The organism is Parabacteroides timonensis (assembly GCF_900128505.1).
GTDB classification, from domain to species: domain Bacteria; phylum Bacteroidota; class Bacteroidia; order Bacteroidales; family Tannerellaceae; genus Parabacteroides; species Parabacteroides timonensis.
Window position 1 is genome coordinate 1182425 of record NZ_LT669940.1, and the last position, 16207, is coordinate 1198631.

The 16207-nt window shown below is 41.5% G+C and carries 11 protein-coding genes; 6 read left to right on the top strand and 5 right to left on the bottom strand.

What is annotated here, in order from left to right; translation table 11 throughout:
• Positions 1 to 4: 4 nt before the first annotated feature.
• From BQ7394_RS05270 to BQ7394_RS05290, 5 genes are all read left to right on the top strand, one after another.
• Positions 5 to 1474 (top strand): TolB family protein, encoded by a 1470-nt coding sequence (locus tag BQ7394_RS05270; RefSeq protein WP_075556408.1) that lies wholly within the window; start codon positions 5 to 7, stop codon positions 1472 to 1474.
• A 185-nt stretch (positions 1475 to 1659) separates the two neighbouring features.
• Positions 1660 to 2646: a FecR family protein gene (locus tag BQ7394_RS05275; protein ID WP_075556409.1), complete on the top strand. Its 987-nt coding sequence runs from the start codon at positions 1660 to 1662 to the stop codon at positions 2644 to 2646.
• Between the two features lie 100 nt (positions 2647 to 2746).
• Positions 2747 to 6211 (top strand): TonB-dependent receptor, encoded by a 3465-nt coding sequence (locus BQ7394_RS05280; RefSeq protein WP_075556410.1) that lies wholly within the window; start codon positions 2747 to 2749, stop codon positions 6209 to 6211.
• A gap of 5 nt (positions 6212 to 6216) precedes the next feature.
• Entirely contained in the window at positions 6217 to 8049 is a 1833-nt protein-coding gene (locus tag BQ7394_RS05285; protein ID WP_075556411.1) for a RagB/SusD family nutrient uptake outer membrane protein, read from the top strand.
• A gap of 16 nt (positions 8050 to 8065) precedes the next feature.
• Entirely contained in the window at positions 8066 to 8740 is a 675-nt protein-coding gene (locus BQ7394_RS05290; protein WP_075556412.1) for a DUF3823 domain-containing protein, read from the top strand.
• A 125-nt stretch (positions 8741 to 8865) separates the two neighbouring features.
• Here the strand turns inward: BQ7394_RS05290 and BQ7394_RS25650 are convergent, their stop codons facing one another.
• Positions 8866 to 9240: a hypothetical protein gene (locus BQ7394_RS25650; RefSeq protein ID WP_129735132.1), complete on the bottom strand. Its 375-nt coding sequence runs from the start codon at positions 9238 to 9240 to the stop codon at positions 8866 to 8868.
• Positions 9241 to 9352: 112 nt separating this feature from the next.
• Between BQ7394_RS25650 and BQ7394_RS05300 the strand changes: the two genes are divergently transcribed.
• Positions 9353 to 11179 (top strand): glycoside hydrolase family 2 protein, encoded by a 1827-nt coding sequence (locus BQ7394_RS05300; RefSeq protein WP_075556874.1) that lies wholly within the window; start codon positions 9353 to 9355, stop codon positions 11177 to 11179.
• Positions 11180 to 11274: 95 nt separating this feature from the next.
• Here the strand turns inward: BQ7394_RS05300 and BQ7394_RS05305 are convergent, their stop codons facing one another.
• The 4 genes from BQ7394_RS05305 to BQ7394_RS05320 are packed head-to-tail and all read right to left on the bottom strand — an operon-like array spanning position 11275 to position 16205.
• Positions 11275 to 12480: a DUF418 domain-containing protein gene (locus BQ7394_RS05305; protein ID WP_075556414.1), complete on the bottom strand. Its 1206-nt coding sequence runs from the start codon at positions 12478 to 12480 to the stop codon at positions 11275 to 11277.
• 19 nt (positions 12481 to 12499) lie between these two features.
• Positions 12500 to 13492: a family 43 glycosylhydrolase gene (locus BQ7394_RS05310; RefSeq protein ID WP_075556415.1), complete on the bottom strand. Its 993-nt coding sequence runs from the start codon at positions 13490 to 13492 to the stop codon at positions 12500 to 12502.
• Positions 13493 to 13516: 24 nt separating this feature from the next.
• Positions 13517 to 14398: an aryl-sulfate sulfotransferase gene (locus BQ7394_RS05315; RefSeq protein ID WP_075556416.1), complete on the bottom strand. Its 882-nt coding sequence runs from the start codon at positions 14396 to 14398 to the stop codon at positions 13517 to 13519.
• 10 nt (positions 14399 to 14408) lie between these two features.
• The gene (locus BQ7394_RS05320) at positions 14409 to 16205 is read right to left on the bottom strand and encodes a c-type cytochrome (RefSeq protein WP_075556417.1); all 1797 of its coding nucleotides are present in this window, start codon (positions 16203 to 16205) and stop codon (positions 14409 to 14411) included.
• Positions 16206 to 16207 lie beyond the last annotated feature (2 nt).

Genomic DNA, 16207 nt, shown 5'->3' on the forward strand with positions numbered 1-16207 from the left:
TAAGATGAAACAGTTCTATTTAATTATTTTGTTGTTTTTTTTCTGGACTTGTGCAAAAGATAGACAAATATTAGGAAATATGGAAAGTTTACCTACTATATTTCCGGATTATGTAAATGTGACAATCCCTTATAATATAGCTCCGTTAAATTTTTCTGTTCAATCCTCAGGCCAACCTATTCTTGCCTTGTTTAGATATGGAGACGAAGAGTTTCAAGTAGAAGGAAGAAATGGAGAAGTTTGTATTCCCGAAAAGAAGTGGAAAGACTTACTGATCCAAGCTAAAGGTGATTCAATAGAGATAACGATTGCAAAAAAAGAACAAGACAAATGGATTGCCTATTCCCCTTTTTCGATGTATGTGACGAAAGAAGCGGTAGATCCGTATCTTGCTTATCGTTTGATAGATCCCGGATATTCATTATGGAACAAAATGGGAATCTTCCAGCGGAATTTGGAATCGTATGAAGAAACTCCTATTTATGAAAATAAGATAACAAATTATAATTGTGTGAATTGTCATTCGTTTTGTATGCATAATCCGGATAAAATGCTTTTCCATATGAGGGCCAAAATGGGCGGGACGGTCTTGGTCGATGAAGGAGACATTGAATTATTGGAAACAAAAGTTGAAGAAACAATTTCTGCATTGGTATATCCTTTCTGGCATCCTTCCGGTAAATATATCGCTTTTTCCGTGAATAAAACAACCCAGGATTTGCATCCGACTCAACGTACGGAAGTATATGATACAGCTTCCGATGTGGTTGTTTACGATATAGAGAAACATACAATCTTATCAACTCCTCTAACTACCTCTAAAAATAATTTCGAAACATTTCCAACATTTTCTCCAGACGGCAAGACATTGTTTTATTGTAGCGCTCCGGCTTGTCCCATGCCTGATTCAATAGGAAAACTTTCATATAGTTTATGTTATTTGTCTTTTGATCCGGAAACAGGGACCTTCGGTAATAAAGCAGATACTCTTTATAATGCCTACACTGATGGGAAGAGCGTTTCATTTCCACGTATTTCCCCTGATGGTAAGTTTATGCTTTGCACGTTGTCCGCTTACGGAACTTTCCCAGTCTGGCATAAAGATGCCGATTTGTATATGATTGATTTACGAACAAAGAGAGGTTTTTATCTGGACGCTGTAAATAGTGATGATACTGAGAGTTATCATTCCTGGTCGTCAAATAGCCGTTGGATTGTATTTAGCAGTCGGCGTATAGACGGCTTGTATACACGTCCTTTTTTGGCTTATGTAGCTGAAACTGGTGCTACAGCCAAGCCTTTTATACTTCCTCAAAAGGATACCGGTTATTACGATCTTTTGATGAAATCTTATAATATACCTGAATTTATTACAGGAGAAGTCGATAATAATTCTTTTAAAATACGTAAAAAAGCCGAACGGGGAGGTATTGCGGTGAAATATAGCAGGAGATCTATACCAAAATCAGAATAGATACAGGACATTAGACTGACATAGCCAGCACTATAGTGCTGGTAGAGGTGATACAGTAGTGTTGGTTGAAATCGCATAGTAATGTTGCTGTCTGTTATGCCTCTACACAAAAAGTGAAAAAAAAATCATTTTGTTTTAGGGGGTATCGGCTTTTTTTGAGTCTCACGCTGTATAAATAGAACAAAATGGATAGAAACATACCATGGGATTTAATTATACGGAAATTCAAGCATGAGATTTCGGTTGAGGAGCAGACTGAACTGGAGGTGTGGTTTGCAGACAAAGCGAATCATACCCTGTTTCTTGAATTGCAATCCGTATGGTTGTCTCTTATGGCGGAAGGTACAAATTACGTTTCGGAGGTCGATGCTTTATGGAAGAGGATGGAACTTTGTATAAAAGAAAAGGAACCTAAAATAGTAAAGATGTCCTTGTCTTCTTTTCGTTGGTTGTTGGGAGTTGCTTCTGTTTTTCTGCTTTTATTATTTTCTGCAACAAGTTATGTGATCAGTGAATGGTATCAAACCAGTTCTGCTGTTTTGACTTATTCTTCATTAAACGGTAAATCGAAAGTGATTTTACCTGATGGAACGAAGGTCTGGTTGAATGCAGAATCTACGCTTGAATATTCGACTTCTTTATGGTCAAAAAAACGTAATGTATTTTTGAAAGGTGAAGCTTATTTTGAAGTAGCGAAAGATTCGGAGCGTCTCTTTGTCGTTAATGGAGGGGGAGTAGCTGTAAAAGTGTATGGTACGGTTTTTAATGTGGAAGCGAGGGAGAATGACAAGAATGTAAATGTAAGCCTGTTGTCCGGATCGATCCTTGTTGAAAATGCAGGAGCATCTCAAATGCTTACACCCGGGGATGTTGCAGTCTGTCTTAAAAATAAGCCCAGTATCCGAACAGAACGATTTGATGTTGCTTTCTCTTCCATTTGGGCTCATGAATCTATTCGTTTTGAAAGAAAATCAATCCGTGAGTTAACCGAATATTTATCGAAATGGTATGGTGTGAAGATTGTGTTGGATCCCCAGGTTCCGACTGATCAGGCATATACGTTTTCGATCAAACACGAATCATTAGAAGAGGTACTTCGGTTGATTGCCAGGATAAATCCGATACAATACAGCTTCGATGAAAACAATGCAGTGAGAATAACAAATAAGTAGTAACAATTAAAATCGTAATGCCTATGGAATAGAACACAAGAGAAATACAATTTTTTAACATTGAATAAGTGATTAGTAAATTATTAAATCTTAAAAAGTTATGAAGAAACGAAAGTTCTTTAGTACCAGTGGTATTTTAAAATGGAGAATGCCACTTTCGTTAATTGTTTTTTTATTATGGGTTAGTTTCCCTAGATTGATCGAAGCAAAGATGCAGCTTCGTTCTATTTCTCTTCATTTAGAGAATGCATCATTAAGTGAAGCGCTAGACCAGATCGAAAAGGTAAGCGGTTATTCATTTTTTTATGATGAGAATAAAGTTGATTTGTCACATCGTGTAAGTGTAAATGCTGATAGTAAATCAGTAAAAGATGTGCTGGCTAATATTCTTGATTCTACGGGGATGACTTTTGAAATCTCAAACGACCAGATTGTATTAGTACCGGAAAGTGAAGAAGGTAATATGGTTAAATCTATAGTACCCTCGACTCCTCAACTACAACAGCAACAAAAAGTGGTGAGGGGTACCGTGCTCGATCCTTTGGGGGAACCTGTTATCGGGGCAAATGTTGTAGAGAAAGGGACGACGAACGGTATTATTACCGACTTGGACGGTACATTTACCTTAAATGTCTCTCCTGATGCCGTATTGGAAATCTCATATATAGGATATGTCACTCAGACGGTCCCTGTAAAAGGGAAGTCGTCGGTCAGTGTGACGTTGCGTGAAGATTCTCAAGCGTTGGATGAAGTCGTGGTTACCGGTTTCGGTTTAGCCCAAAAGAAAGCGACGTTAACAGGCGCTATCACACAAGTCGGTTCTGAAGATATCAGCCGCTCTGTTGCTTCTACAGCTTCCGGGGCATTGGTCGGTAAGATTGCCGGTTTGAATACCCGTCAGACAGACGGACGTCCGGGAGCAACGACCAGCATTCAGATTCGTAATATGGGTAATCCGTTGTATGTAATCGATGGTATTCAGTCTGATTCAAAGCAATTTAATAATATTGATTTTAACGATATCGAGAGTATTTCTGTATTGAAAGATGCTTCTGCTGCTATTTATGGAGTACGTGCGGCAAATGGTGTTATTGTCGTTACGACCAAGAAAGGTAAAAGGAATACTAAAAATACGGTTTCTTTGAATGCTTATTACGGTTGGCAGAACCCTTCAACTTTCCCAAAACCAGCGGATGCAGCTACTTATCTTACTAATTATGTTCAGTCCGAGACTGTTCAGGGAAAGACAGATTATACATATAGTAAAGAGGATTATCAAAAATGGTTAGCAGGCAAAGAAAAAGGATATGTCCCTTTTGACTGGTATGATTTTATCTGGGAAACAAATCCACAATATTATCTGAATGCTAATATATCCGGAGGATCAGACAAAATTAATTATTATTTGTCTGTCGGCCATTTGAATCAAGATGCCATGATTGTAAATTATGGAGGATTTAAGCGTACGAATGTGCAGATGAGTATTGATGCACAAATTAATAGTCGTTTGAAAGTCGGGGCGACAATGAATGGACGTATAGAAGATATAAAGAATCCGGGTGTTCCTGAAGTGGATGACTATTGGATGCCACGTTTTGGAACCTACCGGAATTTACCGACTAAACGTCCCTATGCAAATGATAATCCAAATTACCCGACAATGACATCTTCAAATGCAGCAACAAATTTCGCTTGGTTAAATTATGATTTGTCCGGAGAATTTCAGGAAACCTGGCGTGTGGCCCAGTTACAGGCTACGGCAGAATATGATATTTGGGATGGTTTAAAAGCTAAAGCAATGGTTGGTTATTTTTTGAACTACCATGTAAAGAATAACCAGGAGTATACATATAAATTGTATAGTTATGACGAAGCAACAGATACGTATCCTGTAATGTTTGAGAATACCAATCCCTGGAGAGAACGTGAAGTTGGACATGAGGAAGAATTAAGCTCGAATATTCAATTATCTTATAATAAAAAATTCGGCGATCATTCTGTTGCAGCAATTGTCGGTTTTGAAGCGATCAAACGTGATACTCCACATTCTTGGTTGCATTCCGTACCTACTGCAAACTCTTTGCACTTGATTGATTATCCGACAATGGATACCTATGATGATTATGGAAATGAAACACAGGCTCGTTTAGGCTGGATGTTCCGTGGAAATTATGATTATGCAAATAAATATTTGGTTGAGTTTTCTGCCCGCTATGATGGTTCTTGGAAATTCCCGCCTAATCAGCGTTGGGGATTTTTCCCTTCAGCCTCTGTTGGTTGGAGGATATCTGAAGAAGTTTTCTGGAAAGAAAGTAAGTTGGCGAATATTTTCAGTGATTTGAAGATTCGTGGTTCTTATGGTATGGTGGGAGATGATATGGAGACATCGGGTGACCCGAATAGAGATTTATATCGTCCTTTTGACTATATGAGTGGTTATAATTATAAGAACGGAGGCTCTGTCATTGATGGTGTTTATACAATAGGTTCTGTTCCCCGTGGTCTGCCTGTAACGACAATTTCCTGGTTGAAAGTAAAAATACTGGACATTGGCTTTGATGTTGCTTTTCTAGATAATCGTTTGACCGGACAGTTTGATTTTTTCCGTCGTCAGCGTGATGGGTTGCCCGCTTCCCGTTATGATGTTTTGTTACCATCGGAAGTAGGATTCAGCCTGCCGAAAGAAAATTTGAACTCGGATGTGCATATGGGATACGATGCTGCTGTACGTTGGTCGGATCATGTGGAAGATTTCACTTACTCCATTGGCGGTAATATCACTTATTCTCGTTTTTATGATTGGGAACAGTATAAACCTCGTTTCTCCAACTCTTGGGATGTTTATCGTAATTCAATCAACCATCGTTTTGGATATGTAAACTGGGGATTGGAAGCTATCGGACAGTTCCAGAGTTGGGAAGAAATCGCTACTTATCCAATCGATAATGACCGTCAGGGTAATAAAACGCTTCGTCCGGGTGATATAAAATATAAAGATGTGAATGGCGATGGTGTAATTAATAGTATGGATGAACGTCCGGTTGGTTATAGAGAAGGAGCTACTCCGGTATTGAATTTCGGTTTGAATTTTGCTTTTGGTTGGAAAGGCTTTGATCTGGCATTCGATTTGACTGGTGGAGCTATGGCTTCTTGGTATCAGGATTGGGAACAGCGTAACCCATTCCATGACGGAGGTAATAACCCGCAGTATTATATGGAAGATACATGGCACTTGGCTGATATTTGGGATGCTGACAGTGAATTAATACCAGGAAAATATCCGATGTTGCTGATTGGTAATAGTTCGCATAGTAATTATTGGAACAGTACTTTCTGGAAAAAGAATGTGCGTTATGTCAAGCTACGAAATTTGGAGTTAGGATATACGTTACCGAAACATATTGTGGAAAAAGCATTAATTTCGGATTTACGTTTTTATGTCGCTGGAACAAACTTATTTACATTAACGAATGCTCCTGGCATTGACCCTGAAACCTCTGAAGGAAATGGATTGGCATATCCGACGACGCGAATTATAAATATTGGTGTAAACCTTAAATTTTAAGTGGTATGAAGAAAAAGTATATAATAGCAGCACTAGTTGCTTGCATGTTATCGACAACTGCTTGTAGTGATTTTTTGGATCGTGAACCGGATCGGATTATGACGAACGATCAGATATTTGCTGATGCGGTTATGATTAAATCTGTTTTGGCAAATTATTATGGTCGGGTAACGTGGGGACAACACGTTGACGATTGGGGGGGATTGACTGTTTTGGATGAAGCTGCTTTTTGTAATGGCGGACCGGATCATCGTTCTACTTTTGAAGATGATCGTTGGCGTGTGTACGATTATACATTAGTTCGTGATATCAACCAGTTTTTAAAGGGAGTTCGTGAAACGGCAGCTTTGACTACTGATGAAAAAACTCCGTTGGAAGGAGAAGCACGTTTTTTACGAGCATGGTACTATTTTAATGTGTGTCGTAGTCTAGGAGGTATGCCAATAGTAGGGGACGAGATTTTCGATTATCAACCAGGTATGGATGTTTCGACTATGCAGTATCCCCGTTCAACAGAAGCTGCTACGTACGATTATGTCATCTCTGAATGTCAGGCTGTTTATTCGATGCTTCCAGCCGATAAGCAAATCAACTCGGCTCGTGCCAATAAATGGGCAGCCAGGATGTTGGAAGCCCGTGCAGCTTTGTATGCGGCATCTATTGCTAATTATAATAATAAAATGACGCAACCGATCCGTACAGATGGTGGCGAGGTCGGTATCCCGGCTGATAAGGCATCAGGTTATTATCAGATGGCTTTGGATGCTGCAGAAGATGTAATTAATAACAGTCCGTATGAGCTACAAAATAAACGCCCTGATGATAGAGGCAAGAATTTTTACGAAGCAGTTTGTGTAAAAGACAATAATACGGAAGTTATTTGGGCACGCGATTATAAATACCCGGGACAAACACATGGCTTTACAACTAACAATGCTCCAAAGTCTCATGCAGAGGATATTGATAATAGTTATTTGGGTGCTGTATTAAATTTGGTGGAGGATTATGAATTGATAAATACTCAGACTCCCGGGCAAAAGAGCTTGGTGCAAACGATGGAAAATGGAACATATAAATTTTATAATACGGCTGATGAACCTTTTAAAGACCGTGATCCGCGTTTGTGGGGAACTATTATTTATCCAGGTGCAGAATTTAAGAGCATTCCTGTGATTCTTCAAGCCGGACAGTTAATTCAGAATAATGGAAATTGGGAGTTTTTAACAGGTGATTTGGATTCAAAGGATGCGCAGGGGAATCTGTTGACTGCTATGAATGGTCCTAAAGAATCTAACGAACAGTATATCAATAAAACGGGCTTTTATGTACGTAAGTATTTGGATGAAACTCCGTCAGCCGGAACTCGTGGACGTGGTTCTGAGATGTGGATGCCTCGTTTTCGTGTAGCGGAAGCATATATGATTGCAGCAGAAGCATCGTTTGAATTGAATAATGGCAAAACCGAAGGTTATATAAATGCCGTACGTGAAAGAGCCGGTGTACAACCTTTGACAAAAGTAACATTCGATAATATCGTGCACGAGAACCGGGTTGAATTTGCTTTTGAGGATCACCGTTATTGGGATATGAAACGCTGGCGTTTGGCGGATAAAGTCTGGAATGGCAATAACAATGATGAACAGGCCCGTCATCGTCGTTTGTGGCCTTATCGTGTAGTTGCACCGGGTGATCCGAATGATGGAAAGTGGGTATTCGTAGAAGACTTTTTATTTATGTCCCCGAATGCACGTTATTTCAGAATGCAGAACTATTACAACTTCCTGGATTTGGGCTGGATCAATAATAATCCCAAATTGGTGAAGAATCCGTATCAATAATTAAAACAAATTGAATATGAAGATTATATCAAATATTTTTTCGTTAGTATTACTACTGGTTCTGTTTACTGGTTGTGGAAAAGATAATTATGATGCACCGGAATCAAAATTGGTCGGAAAAATAACTTATCAAGGACAAGCGTTGAATTTACGTGGTACTGGTGAAGCAATTCAATTACAATTGTATCAGGATGGTTATGAAAAACATGATCCGATTTCTGTTTTTGTCGGACAGGAGGGAGAATTTTCCGCTCTTTTGTTTAATGGAGAATATAAACTGGTAACTAGAGATGGTAACGGACCGTGGATGAATCGGCATGATACGGTAACGGTTAATCTGAGTGGACATTCGGAAGTGAATATTGAGGTCACTCCTTATTTTACAATATCTAACGAACAGTTAGCCGTATCCGGTACGACGATGACAGCTTCTTTTACAATCAATCAAATTGTTTCGACTGCAACGATCAACAAGGTGATGTTGATTTTAAGCAAGACACAGTTTGCTGATGATGTAAATAATGTATTTCGTAAAGATATAACCGAAATATCTGCCGGTGCAGTAAATCTGAGTGCGGATATTAGTGGTAATACAGAAATAGCCAAAGCGAAAGCATTATATGCTCGTGTCGGTGTTTTGGCTAATGGAGCTGATCAAGCCATTTATTCAACGGTTGTACGATTGAAATAGTTTCTGTTGTCTGGCTTAGCGTAGGATGAAAAGTAAAAGAGGCTATCTCATTGAAGTCTACTTCATTTTGAGATAGCCTCTTGTTTTACTTACTAAAAATAAGAAAGAAGATAAGTGAGATTGAGTTATCGTTCTATTACAAAGCAATAGGTTTCAACATTCGAGCTACCACTTTCTCCAGGAATACTGATTCTAAATCTATCTCCTAGAATTCTTACTTCTGTTGTTCCTTTTGCATAATAATATCCACCACCACCTTGCTCCCATTGCCAGTCAATACGAAAACTTGTATTTTCACCTCTTTTGAAAAAAAGATTATATGCGCTTTGATCGATGTAAATGAGATCGCTTGAAAGACGATTTCCACAAGTTTGTACAAGTGTTGGTGTTGAAGCAACATTTTCTGTTTTTACATTTTCTGTTTTGTTCTCTTTTTCAGTGAAAGAGCTTAGTCCAAGTGATAATAAACTTAGACATGTAAACATTGCAACTTGTTTCATAACTTAATAAAATTATAGATTAAACAATAAAGATATCATATATTTAGACTCTAAAAAGAAGGGGATCCCCTAAATGATTATGCATAAGAATCAAATATTAATTAGTTTTATCATGAAAAAAGTTGTGTTTCTTACTCTGGCCTTCTGTTTTTTCACGGGAGGAGTGTTTACTATGAAGGCTCAAACTCCCAAGCAATTCATCTTGCCGACCCCCTGGACGGATAAAGCTTTGCAAGCATCTGTTCCTCTGCCGGAATATCCGCGGCCACAGATGGTGAGGGCAGATTGGTTGAATCTGAATGGTATGTGGGATTATATGGGAGGGAAGGAGTTGCAGGATCCGGTATCGGCGACTACTGTTCCGACGTTTCCTGCTAAGCCGGAACAGATCCGGATTCCTTTTCCGCCTGAGGCAGAATTGTCGGGTATTGCTCGTAAAGGGGATACTTGTTTATGGTATCGCCGCTGTTTTACGATTCCAACGGAGTGGAAGGGGAAAAATGTTTTGTTGAATTTCGGTGCGGTAGATCGTATTTCGACTGTTTTTGTGAATGGAAAGAAAGTGGGAACACATACGGGAGGATATGATGCCTTTACTTTTGATATCACTGATTTCCTGAAGTCGGGAGAGAATTCGCTTGTTGTCGGTGCCTACGACCCTAACGATGGAAGGGCAGCCTCCGGTAAAAACGGACCCCGTGGCGATTATACCTTTACCTCCGGTATCTGGCAGACTGTCTGGTTGGAACCGGTGGAGAAACAATATGTTTCTCAGGTCAAACTGATCCCGGATCTAAAGAATAACCGTTTGGAAGTGATTGTTTGTGCAGATAACGACGGATTAAAAGTTTCGGCAGTTGCTAAAGACGGTGTGACGGAAATAGCGAAAGCGGAAGGAACCGTTAATAATAAGTTTTATATCCCTATACAGAATCCTCGTCTCTGGTCTCCTGAAGATCCTTTCTTATATGATTTGAAGTTACAGTTGAAGAATACGAAAGGTAAGATTGTAGATGAAGTTGCATCTTATTTTGGGATGCGTTCCGTGTCTTTGGGAAAGGTGGATGGAGTAAACCGTCCTTTGTTGAATGGTAAGTTTGTATTTCAGATAGGACTGCTGGATCAGGGATACTGGCCGGATGGCATTTTTACGGCTCCTACGGATGAAGCTTTATTGTATGATATCGAATTGGCTAAACGAGCCGGCTTTAATGTGATCCGTAAGCATATAAAGGTAGAGCCGCAGCGCTGGTATTATCATTGCGACCGTCTGGGATTGATGGTATGGCAGGATATGCCTAATCTGTGGGAACCGGATGATACGGATTCTGTTACTGTCCGTAAGCAGTTTCGTGAAGAATTGAAGGTGATGATTGATCAGCATATCAGTTCACCCTCTGTTGTGATGTGGGTTCCTTTTAATGAAAACTGGGGAGCGTTTGAAGCTACCGATATAACGGATTGGGTGAAGAAATATGATCCGAGTCGTCTGGTTAATGGTCTGTCCGGTTATAATTATGCTCCGGGTTATCGTCCGGCCTATGGCGATCCGGGTAATGGTGATTTTGTCGATCTGCATCATTATGGTAAGATAGAGCCGAAGGCGATGCCTCGTCCGGATGAGAAAAGGGCTGCCTCTCTCGGTGAGTTTGGTGGAAAAGGATTGTTTGTCAGAGGGCATTTATGGCCTGTGCGGAATGATGCCTATGAAATGATGTTGAATAAAGAGGTTTTGACAGACACCTATATTCTCATGCTTAACGAATTAGAGCAGATGATTAAATATTTTGGCTTGAGCACGGCTATCTACACGCAGACGACGGATGTGGAGCATGAGATAAACGGGCTGGTCACTTACGATCGTTGGGTTGAGAAGATGAATCTGGAAAAGGTCAAACAAATCAATCAGGAGGTAATAGAAGGTACGCGACAAAAATAAGTAGCATACCGGTGTAAAGAAGGTAGCACTAGAGTGCTGACAGGTGTAAGTCTATAGTGTCGATATACCTGAGTATATAGTGCTACCTTCCCTTGTTATTTCCGTCGTAAAGGTACTTTGGCAAACCAGGTCAGTGTACGCCAAAGCCATTCGATCGGGCCATAATAAAAACGTTTCATCCACCAGTTGCTGTAACCGATCTGGATCAGGCAAAAGACAATTCCCACCAATAAACTTTGCAGATAATTGAAATGTACAGCCAGGTTAGCCCCGAAGCCATAAAACAAAGTCACTCCGACCATCGATTGTGCCATATAATTCGTTACGCTCATACGGCCGACGGGAGCGATCTTATCCATCATTTTACTTCCGTTATACTGGTAATACAGTAACGTAAAACCGCAAATATAGATCATCATCATACCCAGGTTGGCATACGTCTTGAAAAGCGTTTTCCCGACAGAAAGGGCAAAACCTTCTACACCTAGAACCGGGAGTAACAGTACGATCACATAAAATAAAACAAACCAGACAATACTGTAAGGTAATACCATCCGGCTATATTTTACCATCTTTTCTTCACTTTTATGAATTCCCATACGTCCGATCAGCATTCCGGCAATAAACAGACCGAACAACTGAAGATAACGATAGTTGTTAAACACCCACAGGAGTTTTGCCAGTTGTCCTTTCCATAGGTTGAAATCGATGACATCCCAAAATGTACAGTTCATGAACCGTTGCGCACAGAGGTCATACAGATGATTCATATAGACAACGGTTGCCGTCGGTTGATTAGGCACGTTGTTCCCCAGCAGTGAAATAAAGCTGATAACAGCCGGTATCTGTAAGAATAATAAAACAGATAAAATAACCAGCCACTTAGACGGAACTTTATAAAGCGGAATCAAAAAGACGCCTAATATGGCATAGACAGCAAAGAATTCACCGAGGTAAACCAAGCCGTTGATATATCCGAAGACGAGTAATAAGGCCAGGCGCCAGAGGAAACGTCCGCGAAAATCGTATCCCTTGGCTGCCTGTGAATCCATTTGCATAAAGAAACTCAGACCGAAAAGGAGAGAGAAGATGGCATACGACTTACCGGCAAAAAGAAAGGACATCGAATCGAAAACAAAGGTGTCGATACGTTGCCAGAAAGGAGAATCAACGACCGGAATATAAGTCAGATCAAAACGTTCCATACAATGTAACAACATGATTCCGATTAAAGCAAAACCACGAAGTGCATCGATCGAATTAATCCGTTGTTTAGGAACGATTACAGGGTTGTTCTTCATAACTATTATTTTTCAAGATTTAGAATACGGGAGCTTCAGCTTCCAGTGAAGGGGTAGAGCCGGTTACTTCCGGCCAGTCGTTCACCCATCTGACCTGATCCAGCATCAGGACGCGGCCGGTAGGATTTTCTTTACTTACCGCATGATAAAGCATCCAGTCGTTCCCGGTTTTGTCAGTCACTATTTCCGAATTATGGCCGGTACCGACAAAGGCTTCATTTCCGCGGATCAGTATCTCGTGATGATTCTCCATCATCGGTTGCCCCTGTTTGTCCACATAAGGGCCGAACAGGTTTTCGGAGCGGCCGACTACCGTTGTATAAGTACTTTTCAATCCTTCACAGCAACTGCCGATAGAGGCGAACAGGTAATAGTATTTGCCACGTTTATGAATATAGGTTCCTTCATAAGCTGTACCGGCTACCTGTTTTTTCTCCGCTCCTTCTTTCAGGGCTAGTCCGTCGTCTGACAACTCTATCCCGTAAATACCCCGGAAGCTTCCCCAAAACATGTACTTTTTACCATTCTCTTCGATGTAATACTGGTCTATGGAGTTTTGTACGCCTATCGTATTGCTCCTAAACATCATACCCCGGTCGGTAAAAGGGCCTTCCGGTTTGTCGGCTGTTGCGACTCCGATACCGCAGGTCCACTCTCCACCCCAGACAGACATGGAGTAATATAAAACGTACTGCCCGTTGATATAATTGATATCAGGTGCCCACAGACCACCTTTAGGCTCGAAAGTCGGGCGGGTTTCGTCTGTGAAGGCTGTGCCCACTTCTTCCCAGTCCACCAGGTTTCTGGAACGATGGATAGGAAGATTACGGATATTCTCCGTTGCATACACGTAAAAGTAACCGTCACCGGCTTTGATAAGGCTGGGGTCCGGAAGACTGTAATCGATGACAGGATTCTTATAGGTCTTATTTTCTGTTTGTAGCGGCTTATCGGCCAGGCAGGCTGTAAGCGATGCGATCCCGAATAGGGATATAAAAAATAATTTCCTCATATAGCTGTTGTTTGAATAACTGTTTTAATGAAGTGAACCGGTATTTTCATCCAGGCTGAATACGGAAGACATGGTTTGTATTCCTTCCTGATCCTTTAATATACAGAGAATGTTCTTATCCCTGTCTACCAGGAACAGATGATCCCGTTTCTCAGGATTCACATGTCCGACCCAGTTTGTGAAGAGCAAACGCCCGTCGGGGAAATATTGCATACCTCCCAGAAACTTTAAAGGCTCTCCGGGAATATCCTTGTTAGATATTTCCCATACGGTGTTGCCTTTTTTGTCTAATTCGACGATGCGGGGATTCTGTGTCTTATCGGCTACGGCGACCAATGTGTGGCCGTTCGGTAACCGGATCACAGAATGGGGACCGCCGGGAACCTGTACCTGCCAGACTACTTCCCCTTTTGAATTGTATTCTTTGACATATTCCCCTCCGTAATGCGCCACCAGATAATTGCCATTATCCAGTTTGCGGGCATTACGCATAAAGGCAAATGTTCCGTCCGAAACACCTTCCGGCAGGATGCATACCTCGCTTACGATTTTCCCCTTGGGAGAAACTTCCAGTAAGCGTCCGGCATTGCATTCACCGATAAAAGTATTCCCGTTTTTCAGACGTTGGCAGGCGAAGACGGGACTTTCTGATGCGTAATAAAAGACGGTATCGTTTTGCCGGGTCACTTCCAGTACTCCTTTACCAACCGAAAACAATAAGTTCCCATTCGGAAGTACCCAGAGATCATTCGATTCCGGAGCCTCATGTTGCCAGACGATCTTGTTGTTTTCCATAATGAAAACGATCCCCTGGGAATAATCGGCTCCGGCAAAGTTCCCGCATTGTGCCAGTACACTAAAGCAGTGAATGCAGGAAAGTACAAATATATAAGCGAAATGTTTCATAATTCTTTTTTTATAGTGATAAGACATATTCTGCCAGATCGCCCAATTCATTATCTGATAATGTTTCGGCAGGGCCGTGGACTTTCAGCATTTCTTGCATGGTGTAACTGCGCCCGTCATACAGATAGGGGGCCGTTCTCCATACTTCGTTTAAGGCGGGAACATCCATTTTTACATTCTTATCCGGCCCGTTCGTCCAGTTTACCTTGTACTGTTTCATATCCGTATAATAAGTTCCGGAATGACAGGAGACACAGTTCTTCTCGAAATGTTCTTTCCCTCTTTGGGCGGCTTCGGATAAATTACCGTTTACCAGATAAGGACTTGGAACCGGAGACAATGACTTCAGGTATACATCGATGGCCGGAGCTATTTCTTCTGTCGAAGCAGCAAATAAGATATATTTGATACCTGAGATAACAGCCGTTTCTGCATCTTTACGAATACCGGAAACCATGCAGGGAGGAGTCTGGTGGGATAAAACCAATGTCTTGGTATTTTTAGGATTCCCCATGCCGTCGTTTAATAAATCCCAGTTCAGGCCGTCCATGCGGGCATCGTTGGGGTGGCAACTGGCACAACTCTGCCATTCCTGGAAACCGATGGAAGCATCGTGGAAATACATATCGCCTTTCCCTTTTTGAGTGGATGCGAGTGCCGTACCCAATGAGGAAGAAACCATATCCTTGCCGCTTTCGTTGAAGGCAACCAACTCTCCGGTATAATAATTCGCCGTATAGACTTTATCCGGTGTGGCGTACAGGGCACGGGGACCTTTCCCCTGCGTTTTATAGAAATCGCGGATACCGTATAAGAAACCGGCATCATCCGGGATATGCGCATAATCTTTGGTCGAAGGAGTTACTTTTTCGCCGTCTTTTGCCCGTGCCAAGCGGTCATGCAATGCGGTTCTGTCTACACATACCAGTTCGTGAGTTCCGGAGACAGATATCCATATTTTACTATCATCAGGAGAGACGACAACGTTCCATGGATTGGAGGCGCCTTTCTGCGGAGTGTCCAACAGAACTGTATTCTCTACTTCCTGTGTATGCAGATTGATGATGGACAGGACATTCGTACTCATCCATCCCCGGTCTACCTGGTTGGTAGGGAGCTGGTAGCGTGCCAATAAATGGACGGCGTATGCGTAATCGCCTTTGCTGTCCGTCGCTAATGCTTTTACATCTGTAGAACCGTTTGGAAGCTGTAAGCGTTTCACTACCTTTTTACTGTTTACATCGACAATATCCAGCTGGCAGGCAATCGGATAAGTGAGCGATGACATTTCGGGCAGGTTGTTGGCAATCAGTAATAAGCTGTCGCCGGCGAATGAAACGATGTCTACCGGTTCGCGGCCTACGCTGATCCGGCTCAACACTTCTTTTGTCTTCGGAGATATTTCCCACAGTTCATTATTGAAGCGTTGAGTTGTCCATAAAGAACCTGTCTGGCGGTTGAATAAGAGGGCAGAAGGAGTATGTCCCAAGGCTGTTTGAGAGATAACGGACAGGTCTTTTGCGTCCAACTCGCATAAAGAACCTCCGACGCCGTCGCATACCACCCAGATATGCCGATCGGGCGTTTCCGTCAGGTCGTTGGCGGCGGTTGGCAATGTAGCTTTGATACCTGTATTCTTTAAATGGGTATCGATGAGGCATATTTCTTTTTTATCCCGGTTTGTCACCAGAAGTCCGTTTTCTTGTCCGGCACTCCATATATGATCCGGAGCAAAAACATCATTTCCGTTGCATCCTGTCAGGGCGATGAGGCAAAGACAGGCTATATAAGTCCAGTTTATTTTCATAA

Excerpts from the sequence above, each read along its gene's own strand:
- BQ7394_RS05315 (WP_075556416.1), bottom strand. The coding sequence starts at position 14,398 with ATGAAACATTTCGCTTATATATTTGTACTTTCCTGCATTCACTGCTTT.
- BQ7394_RS05290 (WP_075556412.1), top strand. The coding sequence starts at position 8,066 with ATGAAGATTATATCAAATATTTTTTCGTTAGTATTACTACTGGTTCTG.
- BQ7394_RS05300 (WP_075556874.1), top strand. The coding sequence starts at position 9,353 with ATGAAAAAAGTTGTGTTTCTTACTCTGGCCTTCTGTTTTTTCACGGGA.
- BQ7394_RS05320 (WP_075556417.1), bottom strand. The coding sequence starts at position 16,205 with ATGAAAATAAACTGGACTTATATAGCCTGTCTTTGCCTCATCGCCCTG.
- BQ7394_RS05285 (WP_075556411.1), top strand. The coding sequence starts at position 6,217 with ATGAAGAAAAAGTATATAATAGCAGCACTAGTTGCTTGCATGTTATCG.
- BQ7394_RS05310 (WP_075556415.1), bottom strand. The coding sequence starts at position 13,492 with ATGAGGAAATTATTTTTTATATCCCTATTCGGGATCGCATCGCTTACA.
- BQ7394_RS05280 (WP_075556410.1), top strand. The coding sequence starts at position 2,747 with ATGAAGAAACGAAAGTTCTTTAGTACCAGTGGTATTTTAAAATGGAGA.
- BQ7394_RS25650 (WP_129735132.1), bottom strand. The coding sequence starts at position 9,240 with ATGAAACAAGTTGCAATGTTTACATGTCTAAGTTTATTATCACTTGGA.
- BQ7394_RS05270 (WP_075556408.1), top strand. The coding sequence starts at position 5 with ATGAAACAGTTCTATTTAATTATTTTGTTGTTTTTTTTCTGGACTTGT.
- BQ7394_RS05305 (WP_075556414.1), bottom strand. The coding sequence starts at position 12,480 with ATGAAGAACAACCCTGTAATCGTTCCTAAACAACGGATTAATTCGATC.
- BQ7394_RS05275 (WP_075556409.1), top strand. The coding sequence starts at position 1,660 with ATGGATAGAAACATACCATGGGATTTAATTATACGGAAATTCAAGCAT.